Origin of the sequence: Mucilaginibacter agri, from assembly GCF_009928685.1 — a bacterium.
Classification (GTDB): domain Bacteria; phylum Bacteroidota; class Bacteroidia; order Sphingobacteriales; family Sphingobacteriaceae; genus Mucilaginibacter; species Mucilaginibacter agri.
Genome location: NZ_WWEO01000045.1, coordinates 141072 through 161345 on the forward strand (window position 1 = coordinate 141072; position 20274 = coordinate 161345).

The 20274-nt window shown below is 41.9% G+C and carries 16 protein-coding genes; 8 read left to right on the plus strand and 8 right to left on the minus strand.

Annotated elements, in window-relative coordinates; genetic code table 11:
• Positions 1–25 precede the first annotated feature (25 nt).
• Both lysA and GSY63_RS20705 read left to right on the plus strand, forming a co-directional pair.
• Positions 26–1186, plus strand: coding sequence for a diaminopimelate decarboxylase (lysA, locus tag GSY63_RS20700; RefSeq protein WP_166587762.1), 1161 nt, complete (start codon positions 26–28; stop codon positions 1184–1186).
• 422 nt (positions 1187–1608) lie between these two features.
• Positions 1609–2952, plus strand: a complete 1344-nt coding sequence (locus GSY63_RS20705; RefSeq protein WP_166587763.1) for a GH1 family beta-glucosidase — start codon at positions 1609–1611, stop codon at positions 2950–2952.
• Positions 2953–2978: 26 nt separating this feature from the next.
• Here GSY63_RS20705 and GSY63_RS20710 read toward each other — a convergent pair whose 3' ends face one another.
• Positions 2979–5000 carry a tetratricopeptide repeat-containing sensor histidine kinase gene (locus tag GSY63_RS20710; RefSeq protein ID WP_166587764.1) on the minus strand — a complete coding sequence of 674 codons (2022 nt, stop codon included), beginning with the start codon at positions 4998–5000 and terminating at the stop codon, positions 2979–2981.
• Between the two features lie 156 nt (positions 5001–5156).
• Positions 5157–6338, minus strand: coding sequence for an acyl-CoA dehydrogenase family protein (locus GSY63_RS20715; RefSeq protein WP_166587765.1), 1182 nt, complete (start codon positions 6336–6338; stop codon positions 5157–5159).
• A gap of 83 nt (positions 6339–6421) precedes the next feature.
• Here GSY63_RS20715 and folB point away from each other — a divergent pair, with 83 nt between their 5' ends.
• Positions 6422–6778, plus strand: coding sequence for a dihydroneopterin aldolase (gene folB, locus GSY63_RS20720; RefSeq protein WP_166587766.1), 357 nt, complete (start codon positions 6422–6424; stop codon positions 6776–6778).
• A 2-nt stretch (positions 6779–6780) separates the two neighbouring features.
• Positions 6781–8211, plus strand: coding sequence for an FAD-binding oxidoreductase (locus GSY63_RS20725; RefSeq protein ID WP_166587767.1), 1431 nt, complete (start codon positions 6781–6783; stop codon positions 8209–8211).
• 82 nt (positions 8212–8293) lie between these two features.
• On the opposite strand, the gene GSY63_RS20730 is transcribed toward GSY63_RS20725, so the two are convergent.
• The gene (locus GSY63_RS20730) at positions 8294–8740 is read right to left on the minus strand and encodes an acyl-CoA thioesterase (RefSeq protein WP_166587768.1); all 447 of its coding nucleotides are present in this window, start codon (positions 8738–8740) and stop codon (positions 8294–8296) included.
• 132 nt (positions 8741–8872) lie between these two features.
• On the opposite strand from GSY63_RS20730, the gene GSY63_RS20735 reads away from it, so the two are divergent.
• Entirely contained in the window at positions 8873–9310 is a 438-nt protein-coding gene (locus GSY63_RS20735; RefSeq protein WP_166587769.1) for an Hsp20/alpha crystallin family protein, read from the plus strand.
• Positions 9311–9394: 84 nt separating this feature from the next.
• On the opposite strand, the gene GSY63_RS20740 is transcribed toward GSY63_RS20735, so the two are convergent.
• Entirely contained in the window at positions 9395–9886 is a 492-nt protein-coding gene (locus GSY63_RS20740; protein ID WP_166587770.1) for a YajQ family cyclic di-GMP-binding protein, read from the minus strand.
• A 170-nt stretch (positions 9887–10056) separates the two neighbouring features.
• On the opposite strand from GSY63_RS20740, the gene ppk1 reads away from it, so the two are divergent.
• From ppk1 to GSY63_RS20755, 3 genes are all read left to right on the plus strand, one after another.
• Positions 10057–12108, plus strand: a complete 2052-nt coding sequence (gene ppk1, locus GSY63_RS20745) for a polyphosphate kinase 1 (protein ID WP_166587771.1) — start codon at positions 10057–10059, stop codon at positions 12106–12108.
• Positions 12109–12110: 2 nt separating this feature from the next.
• Positions 12111–12986 (plus strand): Ppx/GppA phosphatase family protein, encoded by an 876-nt coding sequence (locus tag GSY63_RS20750; RefSeq protein WP_166587772.1) that lies wholly within the window; start codon positions 12111–12113, stop codon positions 12984–12986.
• 195 nt (positions 12987–13181) lie between these two features.
• Positions 13182–13745, plus strand: coding sequence for a UbiX family flavin prenyltransferase (locus tag GSY63_RS20755; RefSeq protein WP_166587773.1), 564 nt, complete (start codon positions 13182–13184; stop codon positions 13743–13745).
• Between the two features lie 60 nt (positions 13746–13805).
• Here the strand turns inward: GSY63_RS20755 and GSY63_RS20760 are convergent, their stop codons facing one another.
• The 4 genes from GSY63_RS20760 to GSY63_RS20775 form a co-directional block, all read right to left on the minus strand.
• Positions 13806–16244: a S9 family peptidase gene (locus GSY63_RS20760; RefSeq protein WP_208094626.1), complete on the minus strand. Its 2439-nt coding sequence runs from the start codon at positions 16242–16244 to the stop codon at positions 13806–13808.
• 103 nt (positions 16245–16347) lie between these two features.
• Positions 16348–16935: a TMEM175 family protein gene (locus GSY63_RS20765; RefSeq protein ID WP_166587774.1), complete on the minus strand. Its 588-nt coding sequence runs from the start codon at positions 16933–16935 to the stop codon at positions 16348–16350.
• A gap of 67 nt (positions 16936–17002) precedes the next feature.
• Positions 17003–19204 carry a tetratricopeptide repeat protein gene (locus GSY63_RS20770; RefSeq protein ID WP_166587775.1) on the minus strand — a complete coding sequence of 734 codons (2202 nt, stop codon included), beginning with the start codon at positions 19202–19204 and terminating at the stop codon, positions 17003–17005.
• A gap of 94 nt (positions 19205–19298) precedes the next feature.
• The gene (locus tag GSY63_RS20775) at positions 19299–20267 is read right to left on the minus strand and encodes a YpdA family putative bacillithiol disulfide reductase (RefSeq protein WP_166587776.1); all 969 of its coding nucleotides are present in this window, start codon (positions 20265–20267) and stop codon (positions 19299–19301) included.
• Between the last annotated feature and the right edge of the window lie 7 nt (positions 20268–20274).

Consider the following 20274-nt stretch of genomic DNA (forward strand, 5'->3'; position numbering starts at 1 on the left):
TTAGATTTTTTTAAAGCATTAATTAATGTTTACCAACGATATCACCAACCGTTTTCAACAATTAGAAACACCGTTTTACTACTACGACCTTAATGTACTGCGCAATACTTTGCAGGCTTGCCAAACAGCGGCTAACAAGTATAACTTCCATGTGCATTATGCCATGAAAGCAAACTTTAATCCTAAAGTATTGCAGGCTGTGCAATCATACGGATTTGGTGCCGACTGTGTTAGCGGTAACGAAGTTAAAGCTGCTGTAGAATATGGTTTTGGCAAAGACAAAGTTGTATTTGCGGGCGTAGGTAAATCGGATCGAGAGATCAACTACGCGCTGGATGCCGATATTTTCTGCTTTAATGTAGAGTCTGTTCAGGAGTTATTGGTTATCAATGACCTGGCTGCTGCTAAAGGCAAAATTGCTAATGTTGCTATCCGTATTAACCCAAACGTTGATGCGCATACCCACCACTTTATTACCACTGGTTTAGAAGAAAACAAATTTGGCGTAAACGTTTGGCAATTGCCCGATGTGGCAGATACTTTGCGTAACTGCAAAAACCTGCAATTGCTGGGCATCCACTTCCATATCGGCTCGCAAATTACAGACCTGGAGACGTTTAAAACGCTTTGTACCCGTGTTAACGAATTGAGCGAATGGTTTGAGCAAAAAGGTTTTAATATCAAAGTACTTAACGTAGGCGGTGGCTTAGGCGTAAACTATTACTCACCAGACCATGATAACGTTGCCGATTTTGATGCATATTTTAAAGTGTTCAGCGATTTTCTGAATGTTAAACCCAATCAGGAAGTACACTTCGAATTAGGTCGTGCTTTAGTGGCGCAATCGGCTTCTTTAATTGCGAGGGTATTATACGTTAAAAACGGCCTTAAAAAGAATTTTCTGGTGCTTGATGCCGGTATGACGGAATTGATTCGCCCGATGTTATATCAGGCATATCACCAAATTGAGAATTTAAGTCAGGTTGCTGAGGCAGAGAAACAACCGATCAAATACGATGTGGTTGGCCCGATATGCGAAAGCACGGATTGTTTTCGTAAGGATGTGGAATTGCCAGAATCATTCCGCGGCGATCTGATCGCTGTCCGTACTGCCGGAGCCTACGGCGAAGTAATGGCTTCACGCTATAACCTGCGCGATCAGGTGGAGAGTGTTTATAGCGAATAAGCCTTTTGTCAATCCTTATCGATCAGAGAAAGTTGAAATTATATGTAGAGACACATACTTTGTGTCTCTACTTTTTTTGCCCCGTCGCTTAACATAAACTTCATTTTAACGAAGCTTTAACTTAACTGTTAATCAGTATCTTAGTATTAATCAAATTACAGCGTTATGAATTTGCTTAATAGGATTTACAGACTGTTTAACAGTTTACGCGAAAGAGTGATGCTACAACGCATTAAGTCGGTTTACATGCATTAATAGTGTTACTTTATATCGTCTATTTATCGGCTTGTAAACAGGTCGCCTTCCATATTACACCTGTTAATTTTTTAACGGGCAATTTATATTTTCACGAAACTTTACCGGCACTCCATCGGTTTGTTGTTTCTTTGTTGCACGCTAAAAACAATGAGGCATACTAACTAATGGGTGAATTAAACAGAAAGCAGTTTGGTGACGATTTTCAGTGGGGGGTATCCGCTGCTGCGTTACAAACAGAAGGCGCTTGTGATGTTGATGGTAAAGGCCAGTCTATCTGGGATACGTTTTCTTCAAAAAAAGGTAAGATTTTAAATGGTGATCATCACCATGTAGCCTGCGATTTTTACAATCGATATGAAGAAGATATCGACATTGTTAAAGGCCTTAATATACCCAACTTCCGTTTTTCTATCGCGTGGACGCGCATTTTGCCATCGGGTACAGGTAAAGTAAACCAAGCTGGTTTAGATTATTATCACCGGGTGATAGATTACTGTCTAAAACAAGGGGTTGAGCCCTGGATAACGCTTTATCATTGGGATTTGCCGCAAGTGTTGGAAGACAAAGGCGGCTGGGCAAATCGCGAAATTATCAGTTGGTTCTCCGAATTTGTTAATGTTTGTGCCGAAGCTTTCGGGAGCAAGGTGAAACACTGGATGGTTATGAATGAACCTTCGGTATTTACTGGTGCCGGATATTTTCTGGGAATCCATGCACCTGGCAAAAACGGGCTAAGAAATTTTGTTCCCGTTGTGCATAATACGGTGCTAAGTATTGTTGCGGGCGCTAAGATACTACGTAACAAGCTTCCCGCCGACAGGCAGATAGGCACCACTTTTTCCTGCTCTTATATCGAACCCAATTCGCATTCCTCGAAAGATATCGCAGCGGCAAAACGTGCCGACGCGCTGATTAATCGATTATTTATCGAGCCTATATTAGGCATGGGTTACCCCATGACAGAAGTTACCGCCTTAAAACGTTTAGAAAAGTACATACTGCCAGGTGATCCCGAAAATATGCATTTTGATTTCGACTTTATCGGCATTCAAAATTACACAAGGGAACTTGTAGAATACTCATTTTTTACCCCTTACATAGGCGCTAGCTTGGTTAAGGCTACAAAACGCAATGTGCCAACAACAGAAATGGGATGGGAGGTGTATCCGCAATCTATTTACGAGATGATTAAAAAGTTTGGCGCTTATCCAAATGTTAAAAAAATCATTATTACAGAAAATGGCGCTGCATTTAAAGATCAATTGGTTGACGGGAAAATAGATGATACCCGGCGCGTATCATATTTGAACGATTATCTCGAGCAGGTGCTAAAAGCCAAAAACGAGGGGTTGAACGTACATGGTTATTTTGTATGGACGCTTACGGATAATTTTGAATGGGCAGAAGGCTATCATCCGCGTTTTGGTTTGGTACACGTCGATTTTGATACCTTAAAACGCACAATAAAAGGGTCGGGATATTGGTATAGTAATTTATTGAAAGGATAGCGCCTTTTTCGAGGATAGCGTTTGGTTTATATACTTTTTGTCTCTCTATTCAACGAAACGTAGAATGTTGTGCCGTCAGCTCCGCTGTTGAACCAAATACTGCCGTGGTGCTTATCGATAATCTGTTTGCAGATAGATAAACCAAGTCCAAATGATTTTTCGCCCATAGTGCCTGGCCTTTTGGCTTCAGTAAACATATTGAATATCTTATCACGCAGATTATCGGGAATGCCTATACCATTGTCGGCAACTGCGATGCAGATAGTTTTATCGTAGCGTGCGGCGCTTACTTTTATCACCGAGCCAACCGGACTAAATTTAATGGCGTTAATAATCAGGTTGCTTACTACCCGCCAAATCTTTTCCCGGCTTATCATCAACATTTCCGGCGAATCCAGCGTTTCCAGTTCTATTTGCTGATTTTTTTCGGCCGCTTTAAAACGAAGTAATTCTACGCTATTGTTAAGCAACACATTAATATCAACTGACTGCATTTTCAACTCTGTAAGCGAGTTATCTGTAGCTTCGAATATCTCATTTATCAGCTCCAGGGAGTTGGAGGCAGTGTCTTTAATAATATTAATGTAGTCCTGCTGTTCTTCAGTGTAGCCATCGTCTGAGGCCATTACGTTGGTTAATGACGATATGCCGCCCAGTGGGTTACGCAGATCGTGCGCAACGGCGTGTAAAATGCGGTCTTTTTCCTGGCTGCCTTCATTTAATCTGTCAAGCGCATTCTGCAAGTCGGCCTTTTGCTTTGTTACCTGTGCGTTTAAACCACTTACAGTAATAAGCTCTTTTTTAGATCTTTTCCAGTTACGATAAATCAACAGGATAATAATAATAGCCATTACCGCGAGCAAAATAGCCACGGTTAAATATATGCGCTGTAGCTTATTATTGTAGGTGAGAGTTTCTATCTCACGTTCCTTTTCGTAATTATTAAGCTGTTCGCCAATGTTCGTTTCTTTTAACTGGCTTACATTTTCGATCAGAGAATCTCTGAGCTCGTTATAACGCCTGTTGTAATTTAGCGCCAAGGCAAGTTGGTTTTTACGGGCGTAATATTCACCCATTAGCTTAAACCAGTCGCTTTCTGCCTTTTTGTTTGAAGTGTGTTTTAACTGTGATTGAACGCTATCTAACACAGGTAACAAAAGATCATCGCGCTTTTGGTCCGCATAAATCTTTGCCAGTTTTATTTCCGATAATTCGGCGTCAAAATTATCATTGAGCGGTAAGCTGGTTATAGCAATACTCTTCTTTAAAAGATCTACCGCTTGCGGATATTGACGCTGTTTGATATAAATGTCAGCCTCGTTGCCATAAACTACTGCTTTAGCAACGTCCATTAAACCCGGTTTAATTTTCTTATAGTTTGAGCCTTTTTGGTTTACATAACTAATAGCCTTTTCAAAATAGGCGATCGCACTATCAGGTTTATTAAGATGCCGATAGGCAAGGCCTATGTTGTCGAGTATTTCCTGGTTGCGGTAAAAGATCACAAACTGGCTATCCAGCGGCAGTGATTTTTTATAGCTTTCTTTAAAGTAAGTAATGGCTAGGTTATAATGCGATTGCTGATAGGTGATCATGCCTATGCGATAGGCATAGGCTGTAAGCGTTAATTTGTCGAGGTGATTTTTGCCGATCTGGTACCCAATGAAATAAGATGGATAAGCATTATCATAATCATGAAGGTTAAAATAGGCGTCGGCTTTGGCAAAGCTGGCTTCTGAATAAAGTGAAGGATTACGTTGTTGACCACCATTCTCATTAATCATATTCAGCATACTGTCGGCATATAGCAGCGCCTCCTTGTCATTATGCCTTATGCGGATCGCCAATACATAATGAAATCCTATTCGTCTGAATTTATCGTTAACCGTTGTGTTTTTAAGGCGTTTAAACGCCTGATCGATGTATTTAACACCTTCTTCGGGATGTTTGTCGCTAATTAGATTGGCTGTATCGAGTATCTTTAAAAAACCTGCGGAATAAACGCGTTCATCATCTTGCCGGTGGCAGGCGTTAAATACCAATAACATACACAGCGCAACTAACAGCTTTTGGCCGTAGCGTAGAACGTGTTTATTATATAATTTGGGGCGAAGCAATGGTATTAATTAGACGGTCGACAAAAATAATATTCAGTATTTTAAGGTAGTAATTTTTAGTCTATAATGGGTTAAAACACTGTTTTTTTATTTGAAAGCGTCTAAACCAGTAATATCCATGCCTGTTATCAGTAAATGAATGTCGTGTGTTCCCTCATAGGTAATTACCGATTCAAGGTTCATCATGTGCCGCATAATCGAGTATTCTCCAGTGATGCCCATTCCGCCCAAAATTTGCCTTGCTTCACGGGCAATATGAAGGGCCATGTCTACATTATTGCGTTTGGCCATTGATATTTGAGCCGCTGTGGCGCGGTTCTCGCTTTTTAGTGTCCCCAATCGCCAAGCCAATAATTGCGCTTTGGTAATCTCAGTAACCATTTCGGCTAGTTTTTTTTGTTGTAATTGGAAGCCGGCTATCGGTTTGCCAAATTGCACACGTTCTTTAGCATAGCGCAAGGCGGTATCGTAACAATCCATCGCAGCACCAATAGCTCCCCATGATATACCATATCTGGCTTGATTTAAACAACCCAGCGGACCTTTTAATCCGGCTACATTAGGCAACAGGTTTTCTTTAGGTACTTTTACGTTATCAAAAACTAGTTCGCCTGTGGCGGAAGCGCGCAGTGACCATTTATTATGGGTTTCTGGTGTGCTGAAGCCTTCCATGCCGCGCTCAACGATAATCCCGCGAACCTTACCAGTTTCGTCCTTAGCCCATACAACGGCAATATCGGCAAAGGGGGCATTAGAGATCCACATTTTGGCGCCGTTTAATATGTAATGATCTCCGGCATCTTTAATGTTTGTAATCATACCACCCGGGTTCGAGCCGTGGTCGGGTTCGGTTAAGCCAAAACAACCCATCAACTCGCCCGAAGCCAGTTTGGGCAGGTATTTATGTTTTTGCTCTTCCGATCCATAAGCGTATATCGGGTACATTACCAATGAGCCTTGAACAGATGCTGTAGATCGGATACCAGAATCGCCACGCTCCAATTCCTGCATAATAATGCCGTAGGCGGTATAGTCGAGGCCGGCGCCGCCGTATTCAACAGGCACAGTCGGGCCAAAGGCACCTATATCTGCCAGGCCTTTTATTAATTGTTTAGGAAACTCGGCCTTTTGCGCCTGATTTTCTATAATCGGGCTTACTTCTTTCTTTACCCAATCACGTACAGATTGGCGTATTAATTTATGTTCGTCACTTAAAAGTTCATCAACCAGGTAATAGTCCGGCGATTCAAACAAGTCGGTTCTTGGCATAATTTCGGTATTGTCAGTTAAGCAAATCTAATCAAAGCTTACATTCGTTGGTTATATTATGCGGTTTAATTTACTTTTGATTTATGATAGAAGTTGCATTACATGGCGCTGAATTTTTTGCCCGACATGGCTATTACCCGCAAGAACAACAATTGGGCAATCGCTTTTTATTGGATATCGAAGTAGGTTTTAATCCAGCCAACAGCTTTGGTGATGATAAATTGTCTAATACGCTTAATTACGAGCAATTGTATCAAATTGCCGACGAAGAGATGAAAGTTACCCGCCAATTGCTCGAAACCGTAGTACAAACTATTATAGATCGCATTAAAACCGAATTTTCCTTTGCTGAAATTATAAGGGTAAAATTAAAAAAGCTTAGTCCCCCTTTAAAAGGTAAGGTTGAAGCTTCTTCTGTTACTATTACTTATAAAAAATAACGATGGACTATAAGCCTGTTAGCCCCGAACTATTGCAGCAATTTAGGTTAATTGTCGGCGAAGCTTATATACTAACCGACACTGACGATCTGGAACCATACAGTCATGATGAAACCGAAGATTTGCAATATTATCCGCAGATAGTTGCCCGCCCGCAAAGCGCAGATGAGGTTTCTGCTTTGCTGAAACTATGCAACGAAAATTATATCCCGGTAACACCCCGTGGTGCGGGCACAGGCTTAAGTGGTGGCGCATTGCCCGTTAAACGAGGGTTGGTGATTGCCATGGAGCGTTTTAATAAAATCGTTAAAATAGACGAAGAAAACCTTCAGGCCACGGTCGAACCAGGTGTTATTACCGAAGTTTTTATGGATGCTGTTGCCGAAAAAGGCCTGCTTTACCCGGTAGATCCAGCCAGTAAGGGTAGCTGTTTCATCGGGGGCAACGTGTCGCATGGTTCGGGCGGGCCAAGGGTAGTTAAATACGGCACTATCCGCGAATATGTGCTGAATTTGCAAGTGGTTTTGCCTAGTGGTGACATCATCTGGACTGGCGCCAATACGCTTAAATATGCATCTGGCTATAATTTAACCCAGTTAATGATTGGCTCGGAAGGGACGCTCGGCATTGTTACTGCCATTGTGGTAAAACTCATTCCTCAGCCTAAATATAATGCGTTAATGTTAGCTTCATTTACTACAAACGAGGCTGCTTGTGGTGCGGTATCGGCTATATTCAGGGCAGGGGTAATTCCGTCTACACTGGAGTTTATGGAGCGAAAGGGGATAGAGTGGGTAATTAAATTCGACGGTTTAGTCTTTGATTTGAAAGATGGTATCGAAGCATTTTTGCTCATTGAAGTTGATGGCAACAACCAGGATGTAATACTCGAAAACTGCGAGCAGGTTAATACAGTGCTCGAAAACTTTGATTGCAAGGAGGTTTTGTTTGCCGATACAACCGCTCAAAAAGAAGAACTTTGGCGTATCAGGCGCACCATGCCGGTTTCGGTAAAATCAAACTCGGTTTATAAGGAAGAAGATACCGTAGTGCCCCGTGCTGCGTTGCCGGTGCTAATTAAAGGTATTAAAGAAATTGGCGCTAAGTACGGCTTCGAATCTGTTTGTTATGGTCATGCTGGTGATGGTAATCTGCATGTTAACATCATCAAAGGGAATATGAGCGATATCGACTGGAATACTAAATTGAAAGACGGCATCCGCGAAATCTTCAAATTAACAGTTGATCTTGGTGGCACGCTTTCGGGCGAACACGGTATAGGCTTGGTGCAAAAGGATTACATGAATATTAAGTATACTGATGTGCATTTTGCGCTATGGCGGGGGATTAAACAGGTATTCGATCCGAACGGTATATTGAACCCAGGCAAAATTTTTGCCCCTAGCCCACTGAAGGGGGGAATAGAAGTTTGATTTTATGTCTCGACCTACCTCGGTAAAATTTGGGAAGCCCTGATTCTCGCCTTTCTAACTCCCCCTTTAGGGGGCTGGGGGGTTAATGTGTATTCGTAATCAACCCCGGCTCATCGTATTTGATCATACTGTCGCGTTGCTTAGGCGGAATTGGTACCGACTTATTGCTCTCGTAATCGTAACTAATGCATACCGATTTGCCTACCGTGCAAATTTCTTCGCCATCAGGCGTTTCGCGGGTTAGTAAATAAACCATATCAAAGCTGCTGTTGCCAATGCGCGATGTGCGCACGTAACAATAAATTGTATCATTTATTGAGATAGGTTTCAGGTAATTGATCTCCGAGCGCCCCAGGATAACGCCCGTTTTAGAGAAATTCCAATCGGTAACTTCCTTCCAATAACATAAACGGGCTATTTCAAAATAGGTTAAATATATCGTGTTGCTTACGTTTCCGTAGGCATCTATATCCGAAAAGCGGATCGGGATAGGTGTCTTAAAGTTATAATCAGTAATTCTTTCAGCCATGTGGTGTCAAATTGTCTGTTGTTGTTATTTTATACCGACAAAAAGTCATTTTTAGATTAAAAAATGCCGTTGGTATAAGAGTTGACTTATAGTGAACGAATATAATAAAAGAAAATTCTGGAGGAACATAAAATGACATTAGTAAAATTTAACAACGGACACAGAAACGCAGTTAATCCATTTTTTAGCGACGTTTTTCAATCATTATTAAACGATACCCAAGTAAGCGACAGATTTGTAACTAAAACTCCTGCCGTAAATATAGCCGAAACCGAAAATCAGTTCGAAATTGAATTGGCTGCTCCCGGTTTAAGCAAAGAAGACTTCAAAATTAGCATTGACAAAAACGTTTTAAGCGTTTCTGCAGAAAAGAAAACCGAAAACGTAGAAGAAGGTAAGAAATACAGCAAAAAAGAATATGCTTACAACTCATTTGTAAGATCATTCACTTTGCCAGAAAGCGCTGATCAGTCTAAAATTGAAGCCGAATATATTAACGGTATCCTTACGCTGAAAGTATCTAAAAAAGAAGAAGCTAAAGTTCAATCAAGAGAAATAGCTGTAAAATAATTAAAGTTTGTTTTCATAACAGTGTTGGTTTAGTTTAAAGGCGGCTCCTCAAAAGGGAGCCGCCTTTGTTTTAAGCCTAAACTGTTAACTGCGCATATTAATATACTGCAACGGCTGGCCAAAATCTTCGGTGCGGCAAAGGCTGATCACGGCCTGCAGATCGTCTATCTTTTTGGCGGTTACCCTAACCTGGTCGTCCATAATAGATGCCTGTACCTTTAATCCACTGTCTTTAATTTTTTTAACCACTTTTTTGGCGGCTTCTTTATCCAGGCCTTCTTTAATTTTAATTCCTTTACGAATCATGTTGCCAGATGCTGCCTGCTCTTCGCCAAAGTCGAGCGCTTTCGGATCGAGGCCTTGTTTCATCATGCGGCTGATGATGGAGTCTTCTATGGCTTTAAGGCGCATATCGTTCTCAGTTACAATAGTTAGTTCGTTGGTTTTTTTGTCCAACTCTACAGTGCTTTTCGAATCGTTAAAATCGTAACGGTTCAAAATCTCCTTTTTTGCGTTGTTTATGGCGTTGTCGAGCGTTTGCCCGTCAATTTTAGATACGATGTCAAATGATGGCATAATAGGTGATGGTTTTACTTTAAAATTAGGTAATAGTAACGTAATAATAGCCCACAAATCTATTTGTTTTAACGTTTATTTAAAACTTACTTATTTATATTAAGTTAATATTATCTTAACAAATAAATGAGCAGTTTTGCATACAGCGCCTAATTGCCGAAGCAAATAAAATGTCTCTTGATAAACGAATACCTTTAGTAAACAGAGAAATAAGCTGGTTATATTTTAATGACAGAGTATTGCAGGAGGCTGCTGACCCAACTGTACCGCTGATAGATCGTATAAAATTTCTGGCCATTTTTTCTTCAAATCTCGATGAGTTTTACCGGGTAAGGGTTGCCACGTTAACGCGCCTGGCCAACCTGAACGAAAAGGCTAAAAATCTTCTAGGGTATAATCCTAAAAAGGTTTTGTCGCAAATAAAAACTATAGTTATTAAGCAGGAGCGTAAGTTTAACAACCTCTACGAGAATATCATTGTTAAAGAACTTGCGGCCGAAAAGATCTTTATCCTGAACGAAAAGCAGATTAACGTAACACGTGGTGCATTTGTAAAGGATTATTTCCGCAACAAATTACTGCCTACGCTGGTGCCGATAATGCTCGACGAAGATTCGCCGATACCAGAACTGCGCGACAGAGCGATTTATTTCTTCGTAAAGCTTACTACTAAAAAGAAAACCCGTTACGCGCTTATAGAGTTTCCGGATAATTTGCCGCGCTTTTTGGTGCTGCCGCAAACCAATGATTTGAATTTTATTATCCTGCTGGACGACATTATCAGGTACAGCCTGGAAGATATCTTCTTTATTTTTGAGTACGACAGTATCGAAGCATATTCTATACAGCTTACCCGCGATGCAGAGTTGGACCTGGATAAAGAAGTAAGCGAGAAATTTATCGACGCCCTTGCTAAAAGCCTGCATAAGCGTAGTAAAGGTAAACCCATGCGTTTACTCTATGATGCCGAAATGCCGGTGGATATGGTAAACAACCTTACTTTTAAACTTAACCTGCACAGCGAAAACCTGATACCAGGTAACCGCTACCATAACTTTAAAGACTTTATTAAATTCCCCAACACCAGCAGGCCTGAGTTGGAGTATCCGCGCTATAAACCCGTGCCGGTTAAAGACCTTTCTTTCGCCAAAAGTTTAATTAATCAAATTATGGTGAAAGACTACCTGGTGAGTACACCATATCAGTCTTTTGATTATACCATCCATTTTTTGCGTGAAGCTGCTATCGACCCGAAGGTTAAAGAAATCAATATCAGTTTGTATCGCGTGGCCGAAAATTCGAGTGTGATCCACGCGCTGATCAACGCTGCCAAGAATGGTAAAAAGGTAAACTGCCTGATAGAGTTGCGTGCACGTTTCGACGAGCAGAACAATATTTTCTGGAGTAACCGTCTGGAAGAAGAGGGGGTGAAGGTAATTTACGGCATCCCGAATTATAAGGTACATGCCAAAACTTGTTTAGTTACCCGACTAGAAAAAGGTAAGCCTGTATATTATGCATGTTTCTCCACTGGTAACTTTAACGAGAAAACGGCTAATATTTATGCAGATCACACATTGTTTACCTGTAACACCAAACTTACCGACGATCTGGTAGAGGTATTTAAAGATTTACAGAAGGGCAGCTTACCGAAAGGTTTAAAGAATCTTATTGTGTCTCCGGTTGATTCGCGCCCGGCTATTTATAAAATGATAGACCAGGAGATGAAGAACGCTAAGGGGGGTAAGCAAGCATATATGATATTGAAGATGAATAGCCTCTCTGACGAGCAATTGATTAACAAGCTATACCAGGCAAGCAACGCCGGGGTGAAAATTAATCTTATTGTACGGGGAATGTGCTGCCTGATACCGCATGTAAAAGGTTTCAGTGAGAATATCAGAGTTATAAGTATTGTAGATAAATACCTTGAACATGCCCGTGTACTGATATTCGGTAACGGCGGCAAAGAGAAAATATACCTCACTTCTGCCGATTTAATGACTCGTAATATTGATAACAGGGTAGAGGTGGGCTTCCCTATATACGATGAAGAATTAAAAAAGGAAGTTCGGGATATGATCGACATCCAATTGCGCGACAATACGAAGGCTAGGGATCTTAACGGCATAGGTACTAATAAATATCACCGTACAAAATCTGCTTCGCTCCACAGAGCACAAATAGAAATATATAATTATCTGAAAGCTAAAAACACATAAAATTGAGATACGCCGCTATAGACATCGGATCAAATGCAGTAAGATTGCTTATTGCTGATATAACTAAGCATAGCTCTACTGCTTCATTCAAAAAAAATACGCTGATTAGGGTGCCATTGCGCCTTGGCGACGATGCGTTTCTAAATCAGCATATTTCGCTCAAAAAAGCCGACGAACTGGTTAAAACCATGAGTGCTTTTAAAAACCTGATAGACGTTTATAAAGTGGACGATTATATGGCCTGTGCTACTTCGGCCATGCGCGAGGCTGCCAACGGGCAAGATATCGTAAAGCGTATTAAAGACGAAGCAGGCATTGATCTGGAAATTGTGCATGGCGAGCGCGAAGCAAATATTATTTATGCCAGCCATATTGAGCAAAATATAGATAATACTAAAAATTACCTGTACATAGACGTGGGCGGAGGTAGTACCGAACTGTCGTTATTTACGTCGGGTAGGTTTGTGGCCTCACAATCATTTAATATAGGTACCATCCGTATGCTGGACAACCAGGATAAAGATGAGACCTGGAATGAGATGAAAGCCTTTATCTTAGAGCATACCCGTAAACTAAAAGGTGTATCTGGCATTGGCACCGGTGGTAATATTAATAAACTTTACAAGTTATCCGACGAGAAAGACGGTTCGCCATTGAGTATAAGTAAGTTAAAAACGTTGTATAACCACCTTAATTCGTACTCGCTTAAAGACCGTATTAATATTCTAGGGCTTAACCCAGATAGGGCCGACGTGATTATCCCGGCCTCTGAAATATACCTTACTGTGATGAAATGGGCAGATATAAAGAATATTTACGTGCCAAGCGTAGGCATGGTAGATGGCATTATCCAAACCCTGATAGAGAAGAACGGTTAACAAAAACTGCACGTTAAAATTATTTAAAATAATTGTTTATAAATTAAATTTTAGTTTCTATATTTGTATTGCCCTCTCAAGGGCATGTTTTTCATAGGTAGATGTAGGGTCGAGTACGAGTTATTCGACCCTTTTTTATTTAGATATTTCCGTAACATTGTCCCTGTAAATTCTGTTTATCTGCCAATAGTACGCATGAAAAAGATTGTAGTTGCTGTAACGGGGGCCAGTGGGTCTGTATATGCTAAAGTATTGTTTGATCAGTTATTGAAACTGCAAAGCCAAATTACTAAGGTGGCGGTGGTAATGTCAGACAATGCCAAAGAGGTTTGGAAATACGAACTACAAAACGAAGATTATCAGAATTACCCTTTCGATTTTTACCAAAAGAATGATTTCTTTGCGCCATTTGCTTCAGGCTCTGCCAGGTTTGATACCATGGTTGTGGTGCCATGCTCAATGGGTACCTTAGGCCGTATAGCAGCTGGTACATCAGACGATCTGATCTGCCGCGCCGCAGATGTGATACTAAAAGAACGTCGCAGGTTGATACTGGTAGCGCGCGACACGCCGCTTAACCTCATTCATATTCGCAATATGCAAACCGTAACCGAAGCGGGGGGGATTATTTGCCCGGCTGTACCATCATTTTACAGTTTACCTAAAACCATTGAAGATGTGGCACTAACGGTAGTAAACCGAGTAGTTGACCTGATAGGATTGGAAAATGAAAGTTATCGCTGGAGCGAAGAGGAATAAACAAGAAAGCCACCGATAAAATCGGTGGCTTTCTTGTTTATATGGAGGAATACAAGTCTACTATTTACTCGCGCTCTCTACAGGTTTGGCATTCTTTACATAGGTATCTAACCATGTATTTATTTCCCAAAGCTTGTGTAACAGGTTTTCACGGCCACGATAACCGTGAGCCTCGTAGGGCAGGTAAACAAACCGTACTGTGCCTCCAAGGCCTTTAATGGCAGCAAACAGGCGCTCGCTGTTGATAGGGAAGGTGCCCGGATTGTCATCCGCATCACCGTGAATCAGCAGTATTGGGGTTTTAATTTTGTCGGCAAAGCTAAACGGACTCATATCGTAATACAGTTTCGGATCATCCCAATACGTACGGTCTTCGTTTTGGAAACCGAATGGCGTAAGGGTACGGTTATAGGCACCACTTTCGGCAATGCCTGCTTTAAATAAACTGGTATGTGCCACTAAGTTAGCCGTCATGAACGAGCCATAGCTATGGCCGCCAACTGCGATGCGGTTTTTGTCGCCCACACCCATTTCAGATAGTTTGTTGATAGCCGCTTCGGCGTTTAGCTGTAACTGCTCAACGAAGGTATCGTTAGGTTTTTTGCCTTCTTTAGCTACAATAGGCATTTCGGCATTATCCAAAATAGCATAGCCGTTGGTTACAAAAAATACCGGACTACCGCCGCCAATCACCGTAAATTTATATTGTGAACCACGCACCTGTGCCGCATCTGATGCGGAGTTAAACTCGCGGGGATAAGCCCATATTAATACTGGCAGTGGGCCGTCTTTGTCTTTGTTGTAGCCCTTTGGTAGATATAGATCTCCGGTCAGGTCTACACCGTCGGCCCGTTTGTAGTGGATTTTCTCCTTCGTAACACCTACTAATTGCGGGTAAGGATTAGCAAAAGCGGTGATCGGCCTATCAGCTATGCGAAGTACCAGATTTTTGATATAGTAGTTCGGTACATCCTTTTGCGACTCGCGGCGGGTAAGCAGAACCAATTTGTCGGGGTCAATTACATCAACAACGGTTTCAAAAGTACCCTCGCCGCAACGCCATAAGATCTCATTTTTACCCGTAGCAATATCAAAACGAGCCAGGAAAGGCAGGTCGCCTTTGTCGGATGCTCCCGTTGTATTGTTCATCAGTAATTTGGTGCCATTGTCGGTAGTCAATATTACCTCGCGGCCAAACTTATTTTTGGTAGTTACAGGGCTACCCGGATCGCCATAGGCATCGCTGGTGTTGCGTTCGTAAAGTTTTTCCAGTTTATGCTCGGTAGTGTTGAAGCGGTCTACACGATCTAATTGTTTAGAGCGAAGCCCCTCACGAACCAAGGCAATCTGCTCATTGCCCCATTGTGTGCTGCGGTAACGGTATTGAGTTTTAAATAACTCAACAGGCTGGCCGGTAAACGGTGCATTAAGTGCATAAACAGCATCATGAAAGTCAACCTTTTTACGGATACGGCCGCTATCTAAGGGGTGTGCCCATGTAATAGTTGCCGGTTCGTCATCGCGCCAGTCAAATGCACGGTCGATGTTTTGAGTGTTATCATAACCAGATGGAGTGGCCTCACTCGAAGGTAATTCAGCCAAAACTTTAACTGTTTTGCCACTCAGATCCGTAATTTTTACGGTTGAAGGAAATCCTTGAGCTGTTACCAGGTAAGAGAAAGGTTTTTTAATGGTACGCACCATCATGTATTTCTTATCAGGCGATAAAGTTATGCCGCTGTTAATACTTGGTTTACCAATTGCGGTTTCAACACCACCTTTGTTGGCTACCAATTGCGAAGTACCGAAAAATTCGAATAACTGCTCGTCATACGGTGTTTTGATCAAATCTTCATACGTAGCACTTGGAGCAACCTTACCTAAATTTTGCTGAACAGTTGGGCCTGTAGGTACCGCTGGCTTGGCCGGGGCCGCCGCCGCCGGTTTGGTTGCTACACGGTATAATAGTGTGCTGTTATCAACCCAGGTAGCCGCGCCGCCAAAGCCAGTTAAAACAGTGTTTAACGCTCGTTTATTAGTTTTAACTGCTTTTTGAGTAGCCACGTCTATTACGTACAGATCTACTGTTTTGGCACCGGTTTGGGTAAAAGCTATCTTCTTTTCGTCGGGGCTCCAGCTGATATTGCCAGCAAATAGTGGGGTAGGGAGGCCGGTAATAGAGTAAGTTTTACCGGTCTTAATATTTTTAAGGGTAAAGTTGTTGATGTAATTACCGCGACTTAATGAATAGTTAGCCGGGTTAATGCGTAAGCCTGCAATGCGCAGCTCGGGGCGTGCCAGTTCTTCCACAGAAGGATAAGGGTTGCGCTCGCTCAGTAGCATCCACTCGGCCTTAGAGTCGATGCTAACTGCCGGAGTAGGCTTGGCCAATAGCAGGTCGGCCATGTCTTTAGGCGGCAGTTTGTAACTTACTGCATCCTGAGCGTTGGCATAAACTGCCGGCAACAGAAGCAAAAAGTAAAGGGTAAATTTTTTCATGATGTATAGTTATAGTTTACAGCATGAAATTAAAAAATATTATACGGCGGTGTGATGATACACGATGTAATATTTTGATTATAAAGCAGTAAGAGACTGATATTTAACAAGATTCTTTACCCAGTACCTTACGTTCTACTCGGGTATCGGGCACAAACCATATCATAGCTACAATTACATATAAGCCCATGCTGATGAGCGGGTTGTAAAAGGCAGAGGCAATGCCCGCAACGTAGATCAATACAGAAAGCCAGCTTTTCCAATCGCGGCCCAGCGCATCGGCCAATGCCGAATCTTTGCCCGAGCGTTTGATCAGCAAGCGTGCAAGCAGACCGTAAGATGCACCATTCATGGCTAAAACAATACCATAAAAGATAACCGGCCATTGGGCAAAGTGATTCTCGCCGGTCCATGCAGTAACAAAGGGTACAAGCGAAAGCCAGAATAACAAATGGAGATTTGCCCAAAGCACGCGCCCATCAATACGATCAACCATATAGATCATATGGTGGTGATTGTTCCAGTAAATGCCCACGTAAATAAAACTTAACACGTAACAAAATAGGGTAGGGAGCAGCGGTTGTAGCGCATGCAGATCGGCACTATGTGGTACTTTAAGTTCGAGTACCATGATAGTAATAATAATGGCGATAACACCATCGCTGAATGCTTCTAAACGTCCCTTTTTCATACGGCTACTATGTTTAGCCGTAAAATAGCAAGTATTAGGCTAAAACAGAAATAGGAAAACAGTTAGATCAACTAACGCCCGTCAACGCAGCATGAAGCTTATCAATTTCGATAGGCTTGCGTAAAAAACCGTTAAAATAATTCACATACTCCGACTGGTGCTCGGCCGTAATGTCGGCTGTGAGTGCGAAAATCGGGGTTTTGATATTAGGGTTTTCGTTATTTCGGATATGTGCGGTAGCATCGAAGCCATTCATTTCGGGCATATGGATATCCATTAAAATAAAATCGTAAGCCTTTAAGCCCGACATAGCAACCGCTTCGAGCCCGTTTTTGGCATGCTCGGCAGTGATGCCCCATTTTGATAACAGTTTACGGGCCACCAGTGCATTGATCATATTGTCTTCGGCCAGCAGTATGTTACAATCCTTTATATCAGCCAAATTCTTTACAGATGGTACTGCCTGCGGTGCGCTTCTGCGAAGCTTTAAATTAAATTGGAATACAGAGCCCTTACCTAATTCACTGCTTACCTTAATCTCGCTTTGGTGCAGCTCTATTAGCTTTTTAACAATAGCTAAACCCAAACCCGAACCACCTTGCTTGCGCGTGGTGATAGATTTAGGTTGAGAAAAGCTCTGAAACATTTTATCAAAATACGTGGCCGGTATCCCTTGTCCGGTGTCCCTGATTGTAAACTCAAGGATGTCATCATCGTCTTCAGATGCAAGTTTATTTACTTCCAGTTGTACCGAACCTTCGTCCGTGTATTTGATGGCGTTACTGATCAGGTTTCCTAATATCTGGCTGATTTTAGTTTCATCCAACTCATAATACTGATTAATATCAGAATTTAACTTTACCGTAACACCAAGGCCTTTTTCTTCGGCCATTTTATCGTAGATGCGTGTAATTTGGTTGATAAGCACCTTGATATCACACGGCCTGTTTTCCAGTTCAACCTTGTCGGCATCAAGTTTGGTAAAGTCCAGAATATCGTTGATGATTAGCAGGAGGTTGTTGGATGCAAATTTAAGTGAATCGAACAGATCTTTTTCCGAAGGTTCCGAGCGCTCACTCAATAAAGATGTAATGGTGATCACCGCGTTTAACGGCGTGCGTATCTCGTGGCTCATGGTCGACAGAAACTCCTGCTTCATTTTAGCTGTTTGCTCTGCAAGTTCTTTCTTCTCCAAAATTTCGGCTTTCTCATTTTGTATCCTCGTTTCATTTTTGAGGGCCTCCATTTTGGTTATCAACTCATAATTTTCTATTACCTGCAGGGTTTGGGTATTGATAACCGCCTCTTTATATTGCAGGTAAAGTTCCAAGCACTCTAAAGATTTTTGGGTATTGTTTTCTTTCCTGTAGATAATATACAGCTGGTAGCTCGATTTAAATTTAGTGCTGATGATGTTATACTTGTTGGTATGCTCTAAAGCTGTGTTCAGTATTTTCTTGGCATCAGCAAATCTTTCCATTCTGGTGTACAGCACACCCATTTTGTACAAGGTCATTGCAATGCCCAGCTGATCATTCTCGCGGGTATGTATCACCAGGGCTTCCTTAAAATCACGTTCTGCTTTTTGATATTCACCGGTTTGGGTGTACACTTTGCCACGACCGTATAACGAAAAAGCCAACCCCCGTATATCGCCCGATTCGCTCTTAAGCTCGATCGCATTCTCTATCAATTCGAGGGCTTTTTGTACCTTTCCCTGTTTTAAATAAATACCCGATAGGGGGTTGTAAGCATTGGATACCAGGTTGTTATCCATTACATTTTCGCCTGCCTCTATCGAACTTTCATAGGCACGAACAGCATTCTTAATGTCGCCGATATATTCATAGATAGTGCCTAATGATTTTTGAGTACGTGCTTGGTTATGATAATCGTGATACTTGCGGTAGATAGTCAGGCAATCCATTAGGTAAACCAGGCCCAGGTGATAGTTGTCTGTTTTGTAGTAAACGCCCGCAATATTGTATTTAGCATCGGCAATGCCATGCTCGTTACCAAGCTGCTCAAAACGCTTTATCGCTTCCTGCGCCATGTCTATCGATAGCTTGTATTCACCCATGATCATATAAAACAGCGAAAGTTGATTGAGGCTATTGCCGGTTAGCAGCTGATCGTTTATTTCGCGGCTTTGCTTTAAAGCTTTGCTGGCAAGCTGTGTGCTTTTTTTAAGATCGTAAATGCGGGTTTTGTAAGCTTCTTCCAGCAGGGAATTAATCTGTTTTACAGGGTTCTCGGGGGTGTTATCCATGGCTATTAACAGCTGCCAGGCAGCTGGTTGGGTGGTTAGAGGTTATTAGCAGCAATTTAATATAGTTTTCCTTAATTAAAAAGAAAGACTTGTGTTAACTCCTGTTTTGTTTACGTTTAATATCGTCCAAAATCATATCTGCATGGATACGCGAGTTTTCTATAAACCACAAATGAGTATCCATGCCACCGCAAACTACACCGGCAAGATAAAGGCCATTCAGATTGGTCTCCATGGTTTCTTTATTGTAATGAGGAAGAAACTTGCCATCGTCAGACAGATCGATTCCAATGTTTTTCAGGAAATCAAAGTTGGGCTTATAACCTGTCATGGCCATCACAAAATCATTAGGAATAGTTATCAAGCCTTCAGGCGTCTCAATATCAGCTTCCGTTTCTCTAATCGCCTTTAAATTGGAATTAAAGTGAGCCTTAATGCTTCCCTCTTTAATGCGGTTGATGATATCTGGCCGTACCCAATATTTAACCCGTTCGCTGATTTCGCTTCCACGTACAACCAAAGTAACCTCCGCACCCTTGCGCCAGGTTTCCAATGCTACGTCAATGGCCGAATTGCTCGATCCCACCACAATTACCTTTTGCAACGTGTAAAAGGCAGGATCCTGATAGTAATGTTTTACTTTGGGCAGGTCTTCGCCTGGGATATCGAGATTTACAGCAATATCGTAAAAGCCGGTCGATACAATAACGTATTTGGCCTCGTAAGTTGCTTTGGTGGTGCTTATCTCATAATGGTCGCCTGTTTTTTTTACCCCGGTTACTTCTTCAAATAAGTTAAGCGGGAGGTTGTTCGACAATGCTACCCTGCGATAATATTCTAATGCATCGGCGCGATTGGGTTTGGTGTGGGTAGTTACAAAGGGAACTCCGCCAATTTCGAGTTTCTCTGAGGTAGAGAAAAACGTCATGGTAGAAGGGTAATTATATAACGAATTGATCAGTGTGCCTTTTTCTACAATCAGGAAGTTAAAACCGGCTTTCTGAGCTGCCAAACCGCAAGCCAAACCAATAGGGCCGCCGCCTATAATTAAAATATCAAGCATATTTCAA